This window comes from Pseudomonas sp. GW821-FHT11G12, from assembly GCF_058808055.1.
The window spans coordinates 822,471-839,826 of record NZ_JBXARH010000001.1; the positions used below are offsets into that span (position 1 = coordinate 822,471).

The 17,356-nt window shown below is 62.9% G+C and carries 14 protein-coding genes; 7 read left to right on the forward strand and 7 right to left on the reverse strand.

The window, feature by feature from the left end; genetic code table 11:
* The first annotated feature begins 6 nt into the window (after nucleotides 1-6).
* The 5 genes from AC1RR7_RS03790 (at nucleotide 7) to AC1RR7_RS03810 (ending at nucleotide 6,530) form a co-directional block, all read left to right on the forward strand.
* Nucleotides 7-1,422, forward strand: coding sequence for a Y-family DNA polymerase (locus AC1RR7_RS03790; protein WP_493156188.1), 1,416 nt, complete (start codon nucleotides 7-9; stop codon nucleotides 1,420-1,422).
* Nucleotides 1,398-4,496 carry an error-prone DNA polymerase gene (locus tag AC1RR7_RS03795; protein WP_493156190.1) on the forward strand — a complete coding sequence of 1,033 codons (3,099 nt, stop codon included), beginning with the start codon at nucleotides 1,398-1,400 and terminating at the stop codon, nucleotides 4,494-4,496. Before AC1RR7_RS03790 ends, AC1RR7_RS03795 begins: the two co-directional genes overlap by 25 nt.
* 293 nt (nucleotides 4,497-4,789) lie before the next feature.
* Nucleotides 4,790-5,476 carry a CsgG/HfaB family protein gene (locus AC1RR7_RS03800; protein WP_162130490.1) on the forward strand — a complete coding sequence of 229 codons (687 nt, stop codon included), beginning with the start codon at nucleotides 4,790-4,792 and terminating at the stop codon, nucleotides 5,474-5,476.
* A gap of 29 nt (nucleotides 5,477-5,505) precedes the next feature.
* Nucleotides 5,506-5,874 (forward strand): DUF4810 domain-containing protein, encoded by a 369-nt coding sequence (locus tag AC1RR7_RS03805; RefSeq protein ID WP_493156192.1) that lies wholly within the window; start codon nucleotides 5,506-5,508, stop codon nucleotides 5,872-5,874.
* Nucleotides 5,871-6,530, forward strand: a complete 660-nt coding sequence (locus AC1RR7_RS03810) for a DUF799 domain-containing protein (protein WP_102621786.1) — start codon at nucleotides 5,871-5,873, stop codon at nucleotides 6,528-6,530. The genes AC1RR7_RS03805 and AC1RR7_RS03810 overlap by 4 nt, the downstream gene beginning before the upstream one ends.
* Nucleotides 6,531-6,648: 118 nt before the next feature.
* Here the strand turns inward: AC1RR7_RS03810 and AC1RR7_RS03815 are convergent, their stop codons facing one another.
* The 7 genes from AC1RR7_RS03815 to AC1RR7_RS03845 form a co-directional block, all read right to left on the reverse strand.
* Nucleotides 6,649-7,308: a flavin reductase family protein gene (locus tag AC1RR7_RS03815; protein ID WP_493064942.1), complete on the reverse strand. Its 660-nt coding sequence runs from the start codon at nucleotides 7,306-7,308 to the stop codon at nucleotides 6,649-6,651.
* Between the two features lie 11 nt (nucleotides 7,309-7,319).
* Nucleotides 7,320-8,807, reverse strand: a complete 1,488-nt coding sequence (locus AC1RR7_RS03820; protein ID WP_493156194.1) for an amidohydrolase family protein — start codon at nucleotides 8,805-8,807, stop codon at nucleotides 7,320-7,322.
* The gene (locus AC1RR7_RS03825) at nucleotides 8,804-10,000 is read right to left on the reverse strand and encodes an amidohydrolase family protein (RefSeq protein ID WP_493156196.1); all 1,197 of its coding nucleotides are present in this window, start codon (nucleotides 9,998-10,000) and stop codon (nucleotides 8,804-8,806) included. Before AC1RR7_RS03825 ends, AC1RR7_RS03820 begins: the two co-directional genes overlap by 4 nt.
* A gap of 283 nt (nucleotides 10,001-10,283) precedes the next feature.
* Nucleotides 10,284-11,336, reverse strand: a complete 1,053-nt coding sequence (locus AC1RR7_RS03830; protein ID WP_096819986.1) for an extracellular solute-binding protein — start codon at nucleotides 11,334-11,336, stop codon at nucleotides 10,284-10,286.
* A 15-nt stretch (nucleotides 11,337-11,351) separates the two neighbouring features.
* Nucleotides 11,352-12,140 carry an ABC transporter permease gene (locus AC1RR7_RS03835; protein ID WP_064597101.1) on the reverse strand — a complete coding sequence of 263 codons (789 nt, stop codon included), beginning with the start codon at nucleotides 12,138-12,140 and terminating at the stop codon, nucleotides 11,352-11,354.
* Nucleotides 12,137-13,054, reverse strand: coding sequence for an ABC transporter permease (locus tag AC1RR7_RS03840; RefSeq protein WP_273537002.1), 918 nt, complete (start codon nucleotides 13,052-13,054; stop codon nucleotides 12,137-12,139). Before AC1RR7_RS03840 ends, AC1RR7_RS03835 begins: the two co-directional genes overlap by 4 nt.
* Before the next feature lies 1 nt (nucleotide 13,055).
* Nucleotides 13,056-14,141: an ABC transporter ATP-binding protein gene (locus AC1RR7_RS03845; RefSeq protein ID WP_273537000.1), complete on the reverse strand. Its 1,086-nt coding sequence runs from the start codon at nucleotides 14,139-14,141 to the stop codon at nucleotides 13,056-13,058.
* Between the two features lie 151 nt (nucleotides 14,142-14,292).
* Between AC1RR7_RS03845 and AC1RR7_RS03850 the strand changes: the two genes are divergently transcribed.
* Both AC1RR7_RS03850 and AC1RR7_RS03855 read left to right on the forward strand, forming a co-directional pair.
* Entirely contained in the window at nucleotides 14,293-14,982 is a 690-nt protein-coding gene (locus AC1RR7_RS03850; protein ID WP_096819983.1) for a GntR family transcriptional regulator, read from the forward strand.
* A 130-nt stretch (nucleotides 14,983-15,112) separates the two neighbouring features.
* On the forward strand, nucleotides 15,113-17,224 hold the full coding sequence (locus AC1RR7_RS03855; RefSeq protein WP_493156199.1) for an ATP-binding protein: 2,112 nt from the start codon (nucleotides 15,113-15,115) through the stop codon (nucleotides 17,222-17,224).
* The last annotated feature ends 132 nt before the right edge of the window (nucleotides 17,225-17,356 follow it).

The window sequence follows — 17,356 nt, forward strand, 5'->3', positions numbered from 1 at the left end:
GTCGCCATGCGCTGGGTTTGCATTCTGTTCCCGCAATTGGCCCTCGACGCCGTGCTGCGTCAGCGCCCCGATCCCGACCAACCGTTGGCGCTGCTCAGCGGCCCGGCCCAGCGCCGGGTGCTGCAAGCGGTCAATCCGGCGGCGCGGGCGCTGGGCTTGCGTCCGGGGCAGTCGATGACCGCCGCGCAGGCCATGAGCAAAGGTTTCGCCACCGTCGATTACGACGCGGCCGAGGTCGAGCACTGGCAGCAGTTTCTCGCGGCTTGGGCCTATCGTTTCAGCGCCCAGGTCAGCGTGCATTACCCGCGTACCGTGGTGTTCGAGATCGAATCGAGCCTCGGGCTGTTCGGTTCCTGGACGCAGTTCGAGGCGCGATTACGTACTGAGCTGACGGAGCTGGGCTTTCGTCACCGCATCGTTGCCGCGCCCAACCCAGTGGCGGCGCGGGTGTTGGCCAACGCCTATGACGGATTGGTGGTGCCCGACGGTGAAGCCCTGCGCCATCACCTCGGGCAACTACCGGTTGACCGTGTCGGGCTTGAGCCGAGCGTGGCTACGGCGTTGTCGCGCATGGGCCTTCGCAATCTCCATCAGGTGCAGAGCCTGCCGCGTCAGGCATTGGCCCGGCGTTTCGAGGCGCCGATGCTCAAGCATCTGGATACGCTGTTCGGCGCACGGCCGCTTGCGCTGGCGTTCTACCTGCCACCGGATCGCTTCGATGTGCGCATCGAACTCAATTTCGACGTGCAGTCTCATCAGGCGCTGCTGTTCCCGTTGCGCCGCCTGACGGGCGATCTGTCGGCGTTTCTGTGCGGGCGCGACAGCGGCGTGCAGCGCTTCGATCTGCACCTGGAGCACGCCGGGTTGCCGGACACTCTGATCAAGGTCGGCCTGCTCAGCGCCGAGCGCGATCCGGCGATGCTCTTCGAGCTGGCCCGTGGCCGATTGGAGCAGGTGCAGGTCGAAGCCCCGGTACGCGGTTTTCGTCTGCGCGCCGAGGATCTGCCGAGTTTCGTGCCGCAGTTTCAGGAACTGTTCGACGACCGCCCGCAGCAGACCTTGCCCTGGGAGCAACTGCGCGAACGCCTGCGTGCGCGGCTGGGGGATGAAGCGGTGCAGGGCCTGCGCTTCCAGGCTGATCATCGACCGGAGTGCGCGTGGCAGAATGCCGATGACAAGCAGCGTTGCCCTGCGTTGCCGGATGTGCAGCGTCCGGGCTGGTTGTTGGGCGAGCCGCAGACTGTGCCCGAAGGTTCGGCGCGCATCCTCATGGGGCCGGAACGGATCGAATCCGGCTGGTGGGACGGTGATGACGTGCGCCGCGACTATTACCTGATCCAGAACCGCGCCGGCCAGCAAGGCTGGGCGTACCGGGCGGTGGGTGAGGGCGGCCCGTTGTGGCTGCAGGGCTGGTTCGCGTGAACCAGGGTTATGCCGAGCTGCACTGCCTGTCGAACTTCAGTTTCCAGCGCGGTGCCTCCAGTGCGCTGGAGCTGTTCCAGCGCGCGAAAAAGCACGGCTATCAGGCGCTGGCGATTACCGATGAATGCACTCTGGCCGGGATTGTCCGTGCCTGGCAGGCGGCCAAGTCCGTGGAGCTGCCACTGATCATCGGCAGCGAAATCCGTATCGAGAACGGCCCGAAACTGGTGTTGCTGGTCGAGAACCTCGAGGGTTATCAGGTGCTGTGCGGCTTGATCACCCAGGCTCGACGACGTACGCAGAAAGGCCAGTATCAAGTGCTGCGCGAGGACTTCAACGAACCGTTGCCGGGGTTGCTGGTGTTGTGGGTGCCGGAGGCGGTCGACGACGTGGAAGAGGGCCGCTGGCTGAAACAGACCTTCGGCGAACGTTTGTGGCTGGCGGTGCAGTTGCATCGCGGGCAGAACGATCAACAGCGGCTGGCCGCGCTGCTGAATCTGGCGAATGAACTGCAGATTCCAGCGGTGGCCAGCGGTGATGTGCACATGCATGCCCGTGGCCGGCGGGCCTTGCAGGACACCATGACTGCGATCCGTCATCACGTCCCGGTGGCCGAAGCCGGGTTGCGCCTGCATCCCAATGGCGAGCGGCATTTGCGCAGTCTCGACGCATTGAGCGAGTTGTATCCGCAGACCTTGCTGGACGAATCGGTGAAGCTGGCCCGGCGCTGCACGTTCGACCTCGGCCAGTTGCGCTATCAATACCCCAAAGAGCTGGTGCCCGAGGAACACGACGCCAGTTCCTGGCTGCGTCATTTGACCGAAGAAGGCATCGCCTGGCGCTGGCCACAAGGCGCGCAACCCAAGGTGCTCAAACAGATCGACGATGAGCTGGAGCTGATCGCCGAACTCGGTTACGAAAGCTACTTCCTCACCGTGCACGACGTGGTGCGTTACGCCCGGGAGCAGAAAATCCTCTGCCAGGGCCGAGGTTCGGCAGCCAACTCGGCGGTGTGTTTTGCCTTGGGCATCACCGAGATCGACCCGGATCGCACCACGCTGCTGTTCGAGCGCTTCATGTCGAGGGAGCGCAACGAACCGCCGGACATCGACGTGGATTTCGAACACGAGCGCCGGGAAGAAGTCCTGCAATACGTGTTCCGTCGTTATGGCCGCCGTCGTGCGGCGCTGACGGCGGTGGTCAGCACCTATCACGCCGCCGGCGCGGTGCGCGATGTGGCCAAGGCGCTGGGCCTGCCGCCGGACCAGATCAATGCGCTGGCCGACTGCTGCGGCCACTGGAGCGATGAAACGCCGCCCGTGGAGCGCCTGCGCGAAAACGGCTTCGACTCGGACAGCCCGATCCTGCACCGGGTGCTGAGCCTGACCGGGCAACTGATCGGCTTCCCCCGGCACCTGTCGCAGCACCCCGGCGGTTTCGTGATTTCCGAGCAACCGCTGGACACGCTGGTGCCGGTGGAAAACGCCGCCATGGCCGACCGCACGATCATCCAGTGGGACAAGGACGACCTCGATGCGGTCGGGCTGCTCAAGGTAGATATCCTCGCCCTCGGCATGCTCAGTGCGATCCGCCGTTGTTTCGACCTGCTGCGTCGCCATCGCCATCAGGATCTGAGTCTGGCCACCATCCCGCCTGACGATCGCCCGACTTACGACATGATCAGCCGCGCCGACACCATCGGCGTGTTCCAGATCGAGTCCCGGGCGCAGATGTCGATGCTGCCGCGCCTGCGCCCACAGAACTTCTACGACCTGGTGATCGAGGTGGCCATCGTCCGGCCGGGGCCGATCCAGGGCGGGATGGTGCATCCGTACCTGCGCCGCCGGAACAAGGAGGAAAAGACAACCTATCCGTCGCCGGAGCTGGAAGTGGTGCTCAAACGCACCCTCGGCGTGCCGCTGTTTCAGGAGCAGGTGATGCAGATCGCCATTGTCGCCGCTGACTACAGCCCCGGCGAGGCCGATCAGTTGCGCCGCTCCATGGCCGCGTGGAAGCGCCATGGCGGGCTGGAACCGCACAAGGAGCGGCTGGCTGCCGGCATGAAGAAAAACGGCTACACCCCGGAATTCGCCGCGCAGATCTTCGAACAGATCAAAGGCTTTGGCAGTTACGGTTTCCCCGAGTCCCATGCCGCCAGTTTTGCCTTGCTGACCTATGCCAGTTGCTGGCTCAAGTGCCATGAACCGGCGGCGTTCGCCTGTGCGCTGATCAACAGCTGGCCGATGGGTTTCTACAGCCCGGATCAGATTCTTCAGGACGCGCGCCGGCATCATTTGCAGATCCGTCCGGTGGACGTGCGCGCCAGTGACTGGGATTGCAGTCTGGAGCCGATCACCGGCGAGCAACCGGCAATCCGCATGGGCCTGCGCATGATCAAGGGTTTTCGCGAGGAAGATGCGCGGAACATTGAAAACGCTCGGGCGAGGGGCGCGTTTGCCGATGTCGCCGATCTGGGCGAACGGGCCGGACTCGACAGTCGAGCCCAGGCATTGCTGGCGGATGCCGGGGCCTTGCGTGACCTGGCCGGTCACCGCCATCGGGCGCGCTGGGAAGTGGCCGGGGTGCAGAAACAGCTTGGACTGTTTGCCGGGTTGCCGAGTCAGGAAGAGCCCGATGTGGCGCTGCCCACGCCGAGTGTCAACGAAGACCTGTTCACCGACTACGCCACGCTGGGCACCACGCTGGGGCCGCACCCGCTGACGTTGTTGCGCGATGAGTTGCGGGCACGACGCTGTCGCAGTTCCCGGGAGTTGCTGGAGGTCGAGCACGGGCGACCGGTCAGCGTGGCGGGGCTGGTGACCGGCCGCCAACGACCGGCCACCGCCAGCGGCGTGACCTTCGTGACGCTGGAGGACGAATTCGGCAACGTCAACGTGGTGGTCTGGCGCGATCTGGCCGAGCGCCAGCGTCAGGTGCTGGTGGGCTCGCAACTGCTCAAGGTCGATGGCCGCTGGGAGCGTGAAGGCGAAGTCCGGCATCTGATTGCCGGACGCTTGAGTGACCTCAGTTCGTTGCTCAACGGCATTCGGGTGCAGAGCCGCGATTTCCACTGACAACCTCTGAACCTGTGTTGATCGTTAGTGATCGTTCCCACGCTCTGCGTGGGAACGCCGCCATGGACGCTCCGCGTCCACTGTGACGCAGAGCGTCACGGGATGCATTCCCACGCGGAGCGTGGGAACGATCGGCAACTGACGGCTGCTGGCCGATACGAAAGCCAATTTGCTGGCGTCAAAAAAACCTGTCCTCAATGGTGGCACTTTGGCATAATGCCGCCCCTTTCCCGATCCCCCACGACTTTGCGGTGCCGGGACACATCATTTTTCAGAAGGAATGCACAGTGAGAATGATCTCCCGGATGTTGGTCTCGGGCGTTGCGATTGCCGTCCTCGGCACCCTGGCCGGCTCGCTTTCCGGTTGCGCCACCGAAAGCTCCCGCGCACTGCCGGTGGCCAAGGTGGAAAGCGCCTCTCAGGCCTGGTCCGGTGTCCGTATCCCGATGGCCGTGGGCAAGTTCGACAACCGTTCGAGCTACATGCGCGGGATCTTCTCCGATGGCGTCGACCGTCTCGGCGGTCAGGCCAAGACCATCCTGATCACTCACTTGCAGCAGACCAACCGTTTCTCCGTACTCGATCGCGACAACATGGGCGAAATCCAGCAGGAAGCGGCGATCAAGGGTCAGGCCCAGCGTCTGAAAGGCGCCGATTACGTGGTCACCGGTGACGTCACCGAGTTCGGCCGCAAAGAGACCGGCGATCATCAACTGTTCGGCATTCTCGGCCGTGGCAAGACCCAGGTCGCCTACGCCAAGGTCAACCTGAACATCGTCAACATCAGCACGTCCGAAGTGGTGTATTCGACCCAGGGCGCCGGCGAATACGCCTTGTCCAACCGCGAAATCATCGGCTTCGGCGGCACTGCTGCCTACGACTCCACCCTCAACGGCAAAGTCCTCGATCTGGCCATGCGCGAGGCGATCAATCGCCTGGTCGATGGCATGAACGCCGGTGCCTGGAAACCGGGCAACTGATAGACGCCCATCGCAAGGAGCAACACACCATGAATCTGTCCCTGTCTCGGTCGCTGATGGCCCTGATGCTGGCCGCCAGCGCCTTGCTGGCCGGTTGCAGCAGCCCGCAAACCCTGTACCAGTGGGAAGGCTACCAGCCACAAGTCTACGAATACTTCAAAAGCGAAACGCCGAAAGAGGCCCAGGCCGAAGCGCTGGAAGCCGATCTGCAAAAGATCCGCGCCAGTGGCAAGCCCGTCCCGCCGGGTTACCACGCACACCTCGGTCTGCTGTACCTGAGCATGGGCAAGGACGATCAGATGGTGCAGCAACTGCGCACCGAGAAGACCCTGTTCCCCGAGTCCGGCACGTACATGGATTTTCTGCTTAAAAACGCCAAGACCGGGGACGCCAAATGATCGCGCGCGCCCTGAAACTGCTGGCCGCAGGCCTGGCGCTGACCGTTCTGGGTGGCTGCGTTGCCCCGAAGGCTGTGGATTATTCGGCGTACAAGCAAGCGCGGCCGAAATCCATTCTGGTGCTGCCACCGCTGAACACCTCGCCGGACGTCAAGGCGTCCTACAGCCTGTTGTCGCAAGTGACGTTCCCGCTGGCCGAAGCCGGTTACTACGTATTGCCGATCACGCTGGTCGACGAGACGTTTCGCCAGAACGGCCTGACCACGCCGGATGACATCCATCAGGCGCCGGCCAACAAACTGCACGAAATCTTCGGCGCCGACGCGGCGCTGTACATCACCGTCAGTGAGTACGGCACACGCTACATGGTGATCAGCAGCGAAACCGCCGTGACCGCCAGCGCCAAACTGGTCGACCTGAAAACCGGCACCACCCTGTGGACCGGTTCGGCCCGGGCGTCGAGCGAAGAGGGCGGCAACAACAGTGGCGGCGGCCTGATCGGCGCACTGATCACCGCCGCGGTGAAACAGATCGTCAACAGCTCCACCGATGCCGGCTACCCGATTGCCGGTGTGGCCAGCAATCGTCTGCTGTCGGCCGGTCATCCGGCAGGCCTGCTGTACGGGCCACGGTCGCCGAAGTACGGCACTGACTGATCGACCTGTTTCGCACTGATCGTTCCCACGCAGAGCGGCTGCTCGGGATCGTTCCCACGCGGAGCGTGGGAACGATCAGCACGATCAGCACGCGGAGCGTGGGAACGAGCAATAGCCTTCAGCGCTGTGGCCAGAACCGCTCGCCACCCCCCGGTGCCTCCGTCCACGCTTGCAACGAGCGGGTCGGCAAATCGAAGTAATCCCGGGTCCGTGCATAACCATGGCCGCCCATGCGCCCGATCGCATCCAGCCCCAGTTGATCGATGTACAGGGTTTTCGGGTCGATCAACTCGTCGCGCACATGCGCCATCAACACCTCGCCAAAAATGATCTCCCGCGACTGACCGATGTTCAGCGCCATCATCCGCCGACACTCCAGCGCCACCGGTGCTTCGCCGATTCGCGGGCATTTGACCGAGGTGCCGGGGATCGCCGTCAGGCCCGCAGCGGTCAACTCATCGAAGCCCGGCGCGAACGGTACGGCGCAGACGTTCATGGCTTCCACCAGCGCATCGTTGACGATGTTGACGGTGAATTCCTGGTTCATCTGGATGTTGCGGGTGGTGTCCTTGGGGCTCTGGTCGCCGTAGTTCTCCACGCCGAGCGCGAGAATGGGCGGGTCCGCCGACAGCGCATTGAAGAAGCTGAACGGCGCGGCATTGACCCGGCCTTCGCCGTCGATGGTGGTGACCAGGGCAATCGGGCGCGGCACCACGCTGCCGATCAGAATCTTGTACTTTTCCCGTGGGCTCAGTTGGCTGAAATCGAAGCTGTGCATGGCAGTTATCTCTAAAGAAGTGGATCGATGGCGCTCAAGGGCGCTTCGGCGCTGTAGTCATCGGCGAACGGAATGGCCGGCTGGAACAGGGTTTTCCAGTCCGGTCGGCCAAAGGCCCGGTCGCTGTGGCTGCGCATCAGTTTTTCGTATTGGCGTTGGGCCTGGCGTTGCAGAGTGGGGTAATCGACGCCGTTGACCTGACCGTCGTGCATCACGCAACGACCGTCGATGTAGCTGGCAATGCAGTCGTCGCCGCGCCCGGCCAGCAGCAGGTTTTTCAGTGGGTCGAACAACGGGCCCAGATGCAGGCCGCGCAGGCTGAATACGGTGATGTCGGCTTTGGCCCCCGGCGCCAGACGCCCGAGGTCGTCACGGCCCAAGGCTTTGGCGCCGCCGAGGGTCGCGGCGTTGTACAGATCGAGGCTGCTGGTCAGCGCCGGGCCGCCCTCCATCAACCGTGCGATGTTCAAACCGTGGCGCATGTTTGCCAGCAAGTCCGCCGGCCAGGTGTCGGTGCCGAGGGCGAAGTTGATGCCCTTGGCGCGATAGCGGCCGAACGAATTCAGTGCCTCGCCGTCGCGGGCGAACACCAGTGGGCAGTGCACCAGACTCGCGCCGCCGTCGATGACCCGCTGCAAATCGTCATCGCCCGAGGTGTAGATGCCGTGGGGCAACAGGCTGCGCGGGGTGAGCAGGTCGAGTTGCTGCAACCAGCCCAGCGGCGTGGTGCCGCGCAGCTGTTCGACCATCGCCACTTCGCCGGGCGCCTGACAGCAATGCAGACGCATCGGTGCGTTCAGTTCGCGGCTCAGGGCGGAGGTGCGCTGAAGCAGCGCCGGGGTGCAGGTCTGGATGCGATCCGGCAGCAGCGCACCGCGAATCAGCCCGGCGTGTGCGCCATCAAAATCCTTGAAAAACCGTTCGGCCGCGTCCAGCCCAGCCAGTCCCCGCGCCTCATCCCAGTGATGGGCGAGGGTGCCGTCGGCGCGCCAGTAACTCATACCGCTCATGTAGCAGGGGCCAAGGTACGTGCGCAGCCCCAGCTCGCCCGCCACGTCGGCGACAGCCGCGAACTCGTCGTAGGTTTCCGCCCATTCGCGGTAGTACATCGAGGTGATCGGCATCGCCGTGGTGATGCCGTTGCGGATCAACTGGGTGAAGGCGTAGCGGTATTTGAAGACCTCTTCTTCCGGGCTGAACGACTCACGCGGGCCGGTCGCCAGATATTCCGCAGACCACATGCGGCCCATGCTGCGTTCATCGCCGTTGTCCAGAGTCAGTACGGTGGAATCGAGGTCGCCGAGGGCGTCGAGATCGATGAAGCCGGGGCCGATCAGCGCGTTACCGTAGTCGATCCACTGATCCACCGGCCCTTGATAACCACGCCCGACAAACTCGATGCGCGATCCGCTGAATACCACTTCGCCGTCGCGCCACAGCACATGCTGCGTGCCGTCGAAACCGACCACGCAACTGGCCTTCAGGCCGATCCGTTTCACAGACGGCTGCCCAGCAAGCGACCGCCGCTGGCGATCAATTCGCCGCCGCGATACACCTGACGCACAGGGCGCGAAACCACGGCTTCACCGAGGGTTTCGACCGGCATCAACAGAAAGTCTGCCTGCTTGCCGATGTCGAAGCCGTAATCCTCGATCCCCAATGCGCGCGCACCGTTGACTGTCGCCGCTTCGAACGCCGCCGCCAATTCATCGTCCTTGCCCAGGTCGAAACGAAACGCCAGCAACATCGCCCGTTCCAGCATGTCGCCATTGCCCATCGGCGACCACGCATCGCGAATGCCATCGGAGCCCAGGCACACGTTGACGCCGGTCTCGCGCAGCGCCAGAAACGGCGGCACCGCGCAATCGGCCGGCGCCGAACTCATCAGCGAAATCCCCAGTGCCGCAAGGCGTTCGGCGACCGGTTTGACCTGGCTCCACGGCAACATGCCGAGGCAATAGGCGTGGCTGATCATCACCCGGTTCTGCAAGTTGAAACGCTCGGTGTAATCGGCGATCCGGGCGATCTGCCACAGGCCCAGTTCTCCTTTGTCGTGCAGGTGAATGTCGACGCCACGCTGGAATTCACTGGCCAGTTTGAACACGAAATCCAGTTGCGCGATCGGGTCGTTGTCGATGCCGCACGGGTCGAGCCCGCCGACGTTTTCCACGCCCAGGGCCATGGCTTCGCGCATCAGCTCGGCGGTGCCGGGGCGGCTGATCAGGCCGGTTTGCGGGAACACCACCAGTTGCAGGTCGATCAGGTCGCTGTAGGTTTCGCGCAGTTGTTGCATGGCTTCGACGTGACGCAGGCCGAATTCCGGGTCGATGTCGACGTGGCAACGCATCGTCAGCGAACCCCGGGCGATGCAGTTTTCCAGCAGGGCGCCGGCGCGTTCGGCAATCGGCGCTTTCACTTCGCGCAGGACGCGGCGCTCGTTGCTGATGTAGTCCTTGAGCGTCGGGCCGGCGCTGTTCGGGCGCCAGGGCTGGCCGTACAGGGTCTTGTCGAGGTGGACGTGGCTTTCCACCAGTGGGGCGGTGAGCAACTGGTTCTGGCCGTCGATGTCGGTGGCGGCCAATGGAGCATTGGAGGCCGGGCGGCGTTGGGTGAACCGGCCGTTTTCGATCAGCAAGTCTTCGGCGGGGGCGCCGTAGGGGCGGATGTTTCTGAGCCAGCGGGGGTGGGACATGGGAACCTCGGTGTTCTTTGAGATTTTTTCCCTCACCCTAGCCCTCTCCCGGAGGGAGAGGGGACCGAATGGGGGATATTGAAGAGTTACGCCGACCTGAACGAACTGCTCTGAATCCATAATCGACTCGATCTCTGAATCCATAATCGACCAGGTCTTTCAGATCGGCGGACAGCGCAAGACGACTCGGTCAGTCCCCTCTCCCTCGGGGAGAGGGCTAGGGTGAGGGGGCTCTCCAGATCGGTCTGGGTGGTCGGCGTTCAGATAAACCAGCGATCCAGGATCAACCCTTGAGCTTCGACCAAATCCGATCCTGCAGCTCCCGCGCCTTGTTGCTGCATTCCTTCTCCGGCCGCAGGCGCGAGGCGTATTCCTCGGGCATGTTGATCGCGTCCATGACTTTCCATTTCGCATCCAGCAACTGATCGCTCTGAATCCCGTTGGCGTAGGCGATGGCGTTGGACACAGCAGCGGCGTTCTCAGGTTTCATCATCCAGTCGATAAAGATCTTCGCGTTGCCCGGATGCGGGGCGCTTTTCGGTACGGCGAAGTTGTCCTGGAACATCGCCAGGCCTTCTTTCGGGTACACGTATTTGATCGTGCTCTTCTGCAACGTGGCCCGGGCCGTTGAGCCATTCCAGTTCTGCATCATGATCACTTCGCCCGAGGCCATGCGGTCGACGGTGTTGTCGGAGCTGTACATCTTCAAAAACGGTTTCTGCTTTTGCAGCAGTTCGAGGATGCGTTTGGCGTCCTGCGGGTTTTCCGTGCATTCGTCGACATTCAGGTAATGGCTGGCGGCGTTGATCACGCTGCTGGAGGTGTCGAGGGCGGCGAGCTGGCCTTGCAGTTCCTTGCGCGGTTCGAAGAACTCTTTCCACGAATCGTCGAGTTTGCCGCCGGGTACGCGGGCGCTGTCATAGGAAAAACCGGTGGTGCCCCACAGGTACGGCGCCGAAAACTTGCGCCCCGGGTCGAAGCTCGGATCGCGGAACGGGCCTTTGACGTACTGGAAGTTACTCAAGGTCGGGGTGTCGATTTCCAGCAGCAGATCCTGCTTGATCAGCGTCTGCATGATCGACTGCGACGGCACGATCACGTCATACGCGGCGCCGCCGGCCTGCAATTTGGCGAGCAGGGTTTCGTTGCTGTCGTAGCCGTCCATGGTGACCTTGATCCCGGTCTCCTTTTCGAACTTGGCCAGCAGGTCCACCGGGTAGTAATCGGTCCAGTTGTAGAAGAACAATTCCTTGGGCTCGGCGGCGTGGGCGCCGAACGCGGTGAAACAACTCAGGGCCAGACCGGATACTGCCAGACGCATGTTTTTCAATTTCATGAGAGCGCTCCAGGTTTATTGTTGTTTGCCGCGTTGGCCGAGCCAGAAGGCCAGCACCACGAGCACGATGGAAATCACCAGCATCAGGGTCGAAATCGCGTTGATCTCGGGCGTTACGCCAGCCTTGATCGCCGAGAAGATGTACACCGGCAACGTGGTCGAACCGGGGCCGGCGACGAAGAAGGTCATGATGAAATCGTCGAGGCTGACCACGAACGCCAGCACCGAACCGGACAACACCGCCGGCCACAGCAGCGGCAAGGTCACGCGGCGGAACACTTGCCACGGGTTGGCGTACAGGTCGTTGGCGGCCTCGAGCAGGCTCTTGTCCAGATCGTTGAGCCGTGCGCGGATCGGCAGGTAGGCAAACGGAATGCAGAAGCCGATGTGCGCGACAATCACCGTCATCAGCCCGAGCTTGATCCCCAGCGCCATGAACAGCAGCAGGGTCGCCACGGCTGTGACGATCTCCGGCAGGATCAGCGGCAGGTTGATTCCGCCCTCGACCATTTTCTGTCCGTAGAACGGCCGGTAAGTCGCCAGCGCCGCCAGCAGCGCAATCGCCGTGGCGCACACGGTGGCGATGGTCGCGACGATGATCGAGTTCAGCGCCGCGGTCTGGATCGACGGGTTGGCCAGGATCCGCCCGTACCAGGCAAACGAGAACTCGGTCCACACCGTCGCCGAGCGGTTGGCGTTGAAGCTGTAGGCGATCAACACCAGGATCGGCACGTACAGGTAGGCGAGGATCAGCAGGCTGATTTCCCGGGTCGCGGGGAGTTTTTTCAGGTGCAGAGAAATCATGCTTTCGCTCCCCGGTTCAGGGTTTTCGCCGCGCTGCGGCTGTAGAGGGCGTAGAGCACCAGTGACAACAGCAGAATCCCCAGCAACAGGAACGACAGCGAACTGCCCAGCGGCCAGTTGCGCGCGGTGCCGAATTGCTGCTGGATCAGGTTGCCGATCATCAAAGTCTTGCCGCCGCCGAGGATCGCCGGGGTGATGAAGGCGCCGAGGCTCGGCACGAACACCAGCAACGCACCGGCAATCACGCCGGGCATCGACAGCGGCAGGATGATCCGGCGCAGCGCATGCCAGCGATTGGCGCCCAGGTCATAGGCGGCCTCCACCAGACGCCAGTCGAGTTTTTCCAGGGTCGAGTAGATCGGCAGAATCATGAACGGCAGGAAGCTGTAGACCAGACCGATGCTGACCGCGAAGTCGTTGTAGAGCAGGGTGATGCCGCCGGCACTCGGGAACAGCGCGTTGAGACTCTGGGCGACCCAGCCCTGTTCACGCAGGATGATCAGCCACGCGTAGTTGCGGATCAGCAGGTTGGTCCAGAACGGAATGGTGATGAGCAACACCATCAGGTTGCGCCGGCGCGGGGTCAGGCTAGACATCCATAACGCCACCGGAAACCCGAACAAAAAGCACAGCACCGTGGTGCCGCCGGCCTGGAACACCGAGCGCAACAGCGCCTGGGCGTAGACCCAGTTCAGCTCCAGTTCGCCGTCGAAACCTTCCTGGAAAAACAGCTGCACGTAACTCTGCAGTTGCCATTGGGCCTGCCAGTCGACGCCGCCGTAGGTGTTGCGCGGCAGCAGGCTGATGTAACCCATGATCCCCAGCGGAATGGCGATCAGGGCGAGCAGGGTCAACACCACCGGGCTGAGCAACAGCGCGCGGTTGAGGGAGGGGGAAGTGCTGCTGACGCTCATCTCAGGCCTCCATCAACAGGCAGGCCTGGGGCGGCAGGTGCACTGCCACGCGCTCGCCGACCGCCCGACCACGGTTCAGGCCTTCGTTGTTTTCCCGCAGCATGACTTTGATCTCGTTGTTCAAACGGCACTGGTACAGGGTCGCGGTGCCGACATACAGCACGGCCTCGATCACGCCGCGCAGATGATGCGGCTGGTCCGCCGTGACCAGTTGCGAACGCTCGGGACGAAACGCCAGTTGCACGCTGCTGCCATTGACGCCTTGCGGCGGGCAGGGGATTTCCACCGGCATGCCGTTGGGCACGAAGATGTTTTCGTTGTGCTCGCCGCGTTTGAGTTGGCCGGGGAGGAAATTGATGTCGCCAATGAACTGGGCGACGAAACGGTGCTGCGGGCGTTCATAGATGTCGGTCGGGGTGCCGATCTGCAGGATCTTGCCGGCGGACATCACCGCAATCCGGTCGGACAGGGTCAGGGCTTCTTCCTGATCGTGGGTGACGAAGATGAAGGTGATCCCGGCTTCCTGCTGCACGCGCTTGAGTTCGACCTGCATTTCTTTGCGCAGCTTCAAGTCCAGCGCCGACAGCGGCTCGTCGAGCAACAGCACTTTCGGTTTCGGCGCCAGGGCCCGGGCCAGCGCCACGCGCTGCTGCTGGCCGCCGGACAATTCCGCCGGTTTACGTCCGGCCAGGTGCTCCATCTGCACCAGCGCGAGCATCTCGTCGACCCGTCCGGGGATCGTCTTGCGATCAAGACCCTGCATCTCGAGGCCGAAGGCGATATTCTGCGCGACACTCATGTGCGGAAACAGCGCGTAACTCTGGAACACCGTGTTGACCCGACGCTTGAACGGCGGCAGGTGGTTCACCGTTTCGCCCGCCAGACGGATCTCGCCGTCGCTGACGTGTTCGAAACCGGCGATGGTGCGCAGCAGGGTGGTCTTGCCGCAGCCCGAGGGGCCGAGCAGGGTGAAGAACTCGTTATCGGCGATGTTCACCGACACGTTGTCGAGGGCCGGCGCGAGGCCAGGATCATCAGAGTACCGTTTGGAGACATTACGCACTTCAATTGCTATTGGTTGACCCATAATGGTGCAATCCTCTAATTATTGTATGCAATATCTGAATGCAATTTAGAAATACCCGGATTAATCTGCGGGTGCAACCCCCTTTTTCCCTGGCTGACGCTCTTGTAGGGATCGCGCCGGGAACCGTTGCCCGCACTGAAGGAGTTTTCAAATGACCGAGAAGAAACTGGAAACCACGGTCGACCGCGTCTACCAAGGGGTTTACGAGGCGATCAGCAAGCGTTCGCTGCGTCCGGGAATGAAACTGGGCGAAGCGTCGCTGGCGGAATTGTTCAATGTCAGCCGCACGTCGGTTCGGGCGGCGCTCAAGCAATTGGAGGCCGACGGCCTGGTCACCACCGAGCCCAATAAAGGTGCGTCGGTGTCGCTGCCCAGCGATGAAGAGATCCGTTCGCTGTTCGAAACCCGGCGCCTGATCGAGATCGGCATCGTCACCGAGCTGTGCCGACGCAAGGACTCTGCCGCGATGCAGGACCTGCGCGAACATTTGCTGCTGGAAGATGAAGCACACGCGGCCGGCGACCACGAACGGCTGATTCACCTGCTTGGCGAGTTCCACATCAAACTGGCCCGCAGCCTGAACAACCCGGTGTTGCTCGACTGGTTCCAGAAGCTGATTTCCCGCGCCTCGCTGTATGCCGCCGCGCTGGATGACGACAGCCACGAAGCCTGCCGCGACGACGAGCATCTGCGCCTGATCGAGTACATCGAGGCCGGCAATCAGAGCGCGGCGATCGAGCTGACCTGCATGCATCTGGACGGTATACAGAAGGCGATTCTCGACGTCGCTGCGAAGCTCAAGACCGGCTACCACCCGCTCAAACACCTGATCGAAGTCTGAGCGCCGGCCGCCAGTGAAATCGGCTATACCTCTATGAAACCATCGCTGCCCGATGCGCTCGAAACAGACGGGCGCCACGTCATCGGGCGTAGCGATCGAGCGAACCAACCACAAGGCGTTGAAGCAGTCGATGCAGTTTTTATCCGATAGCCACGGGTGTGACGGCTGGCAGGGCGAGATGGCCGGACGCATCCGCGCCTTTGACTGGAGCGGGACCGACCTGGGCCCCCTTGAAACCTGGCCGGCCAGCCTGTGCAGCACGGTGCAGTTGATGCTTGCCTCGCCGTTGCCGATGGTCATGCTCTGGGGCCATGCCGGCTACATGATCTACAACGACGCCTACTCGCGGTTCGCCGGCGGACGGCACCCTTATCTGTTGGGTGTGCCGGTGGAACTGGGCTGGCCGGAAGTCGCCGATTTCAACCGGCATGTGGTCGACACCTGTCTGGCGGGCGGCACCCTCGAATACCGCAACAAAGTGCTGGTGCTGTTGCGCGACGGCGTGCCCGAGGATGTCTGGCTCGACCTTTATTACAGCCCGGTGGCCAATGATGCCGGGGTGCCTTCGGGCGTGATGGCGATGGTGGTGGAAACCACTGAGCTGGTGCTGTCCGAGCGTCTGCGCCAGGCCGCCGAAGACGCTTATCGCGCCGACAACGAACGGGTTCGACTGGCGCTGAACGCCGGGGCACTGCTCGGCTCGTTTGTCTGGGACGTGCGTAACAACGTGCTGTCCGCCGACGAGCGATTCGCCCGCACCTTTTCCTTTCCGCCGGACCAGGACCTGACCAACCTGCCGCAGCACATTGCCGAAGCGCACATTCATCCCGATGACCGCAGTTGGGTGCAGGAATGTGTCGAGAACTCGGTGCGTACCGGTGAACCGTACAACGCCGAATACCGCGTATTGCGCGCCGATGGCACTCATCTGTGGGTGCTGGCCAGCGGCGGTTGCGAATTCGATGAGCAGGGTCAGGCATTTCGATTCCCCGGTGTGTTGATCGACATTCATGAACGCAAGACCGCTGAAGAATCCCTGCTCAAATTCACTCGCAACCTCGAACAGCGTGTGGCCGATGAGGTTGAGGCGCGCCTGAGCGCCGAAGAGCAATTGCGCCAGTCGCAGAAGCTCGAAGCCATCGGCGGCCTGACCGGTGGCGTGGCCCATGACTTCAACAACCTGCTGCAAGTGATCGCCGGCAATCTGCATCTGCTGGCGCGCCACGAACCGAACAATGCCAACGTGCAACGCCGGGTCAGCGCCTCGTTGGCAGCGGTGGAGCGCGGCGCCAAGCTGTCCTCGCAACTGCTCGCGTTTGCCCGCCGCCAGCCGCTGTCGCCTGCGGTGTGTGATCCGCGGCAGATATTCGAAGGCGTCGGGGAGCTGCTGCAACGGGCGTTGGGCGAAACCATCCAGATCGATGTGCAGTTGCCCGAGGAACCGTGGCACATCAACGTCGACCGCAACCAACTGGAAAACGCCATTCTCAATCTGGCGATCAATGCCCGGGACGCCATGAAAGGCGAGGGCACCATCGTGCTCGGCGCCGCCAACACCTCGCTCGACCGGGCGTTCTGCGTCGGCAAGGGCATCGTGCCGGGGGATTTTGTGCGAGTCTCGGTCAGCGACAGCGGCGTGGGCATTGCGCCGCACATGCTGGAGCAGGTCTTCGAACCGTTCTTCACCACCAAGGCCGATGGCCAGGGCACGGGCCTCGGATTGAGCATGGTGTTCGGGTTCGTCAAACAGAGCGGCGGGCATGTCGAGATCGACAGCCAGGTCGGCGAGGGCACGCGGGTGCAGTTGTATTTCCCGCGCAGCCTGCGGCCGCTGATCGATGAGGCGCCCGGTGTGCGTCGTCAGCAGGCGGGCGGCAACGAAACCATTCTGGTGGTCGAGGACAACGAAGCGGTGCGTACTTCGGCGGTCGAATTGCTGCGTGAAGAAGGCTACCGCGTGCTGGTCGCCGGCAATGGCGACACGGCGATGCAGATGTTGCTGGAGGGCGCCCGGGTCAACCTGATCTTTACCGATGTGGTCATGCCCGGGCTGATCAAGAGCTCCGACCTGGCGGCGTGGGCCAAGGTGCAGATGCCGCCGGTGGCCGTGCTGTTCACGTCGGGACATACCCGGGACATCATCTCGCGCAATCATCAGCTCAGCCCCGACACCCATTTGCTCGGCAAACCTTACGGACCTGAGGCGTTGTTGCAGATGATCCGTGCGGTGCTGAGTACCTGACTGTCGCGGATCAACGAAGGGCGACGAACGGGCACCGCTGGTCTGACAGGTGGTCGACAGAACCGGTCAACCGAGGCCATTCTGATAACTGGCCAGCGCAATCGGTCGCGTTGGCTGCCGATCAACTGACGG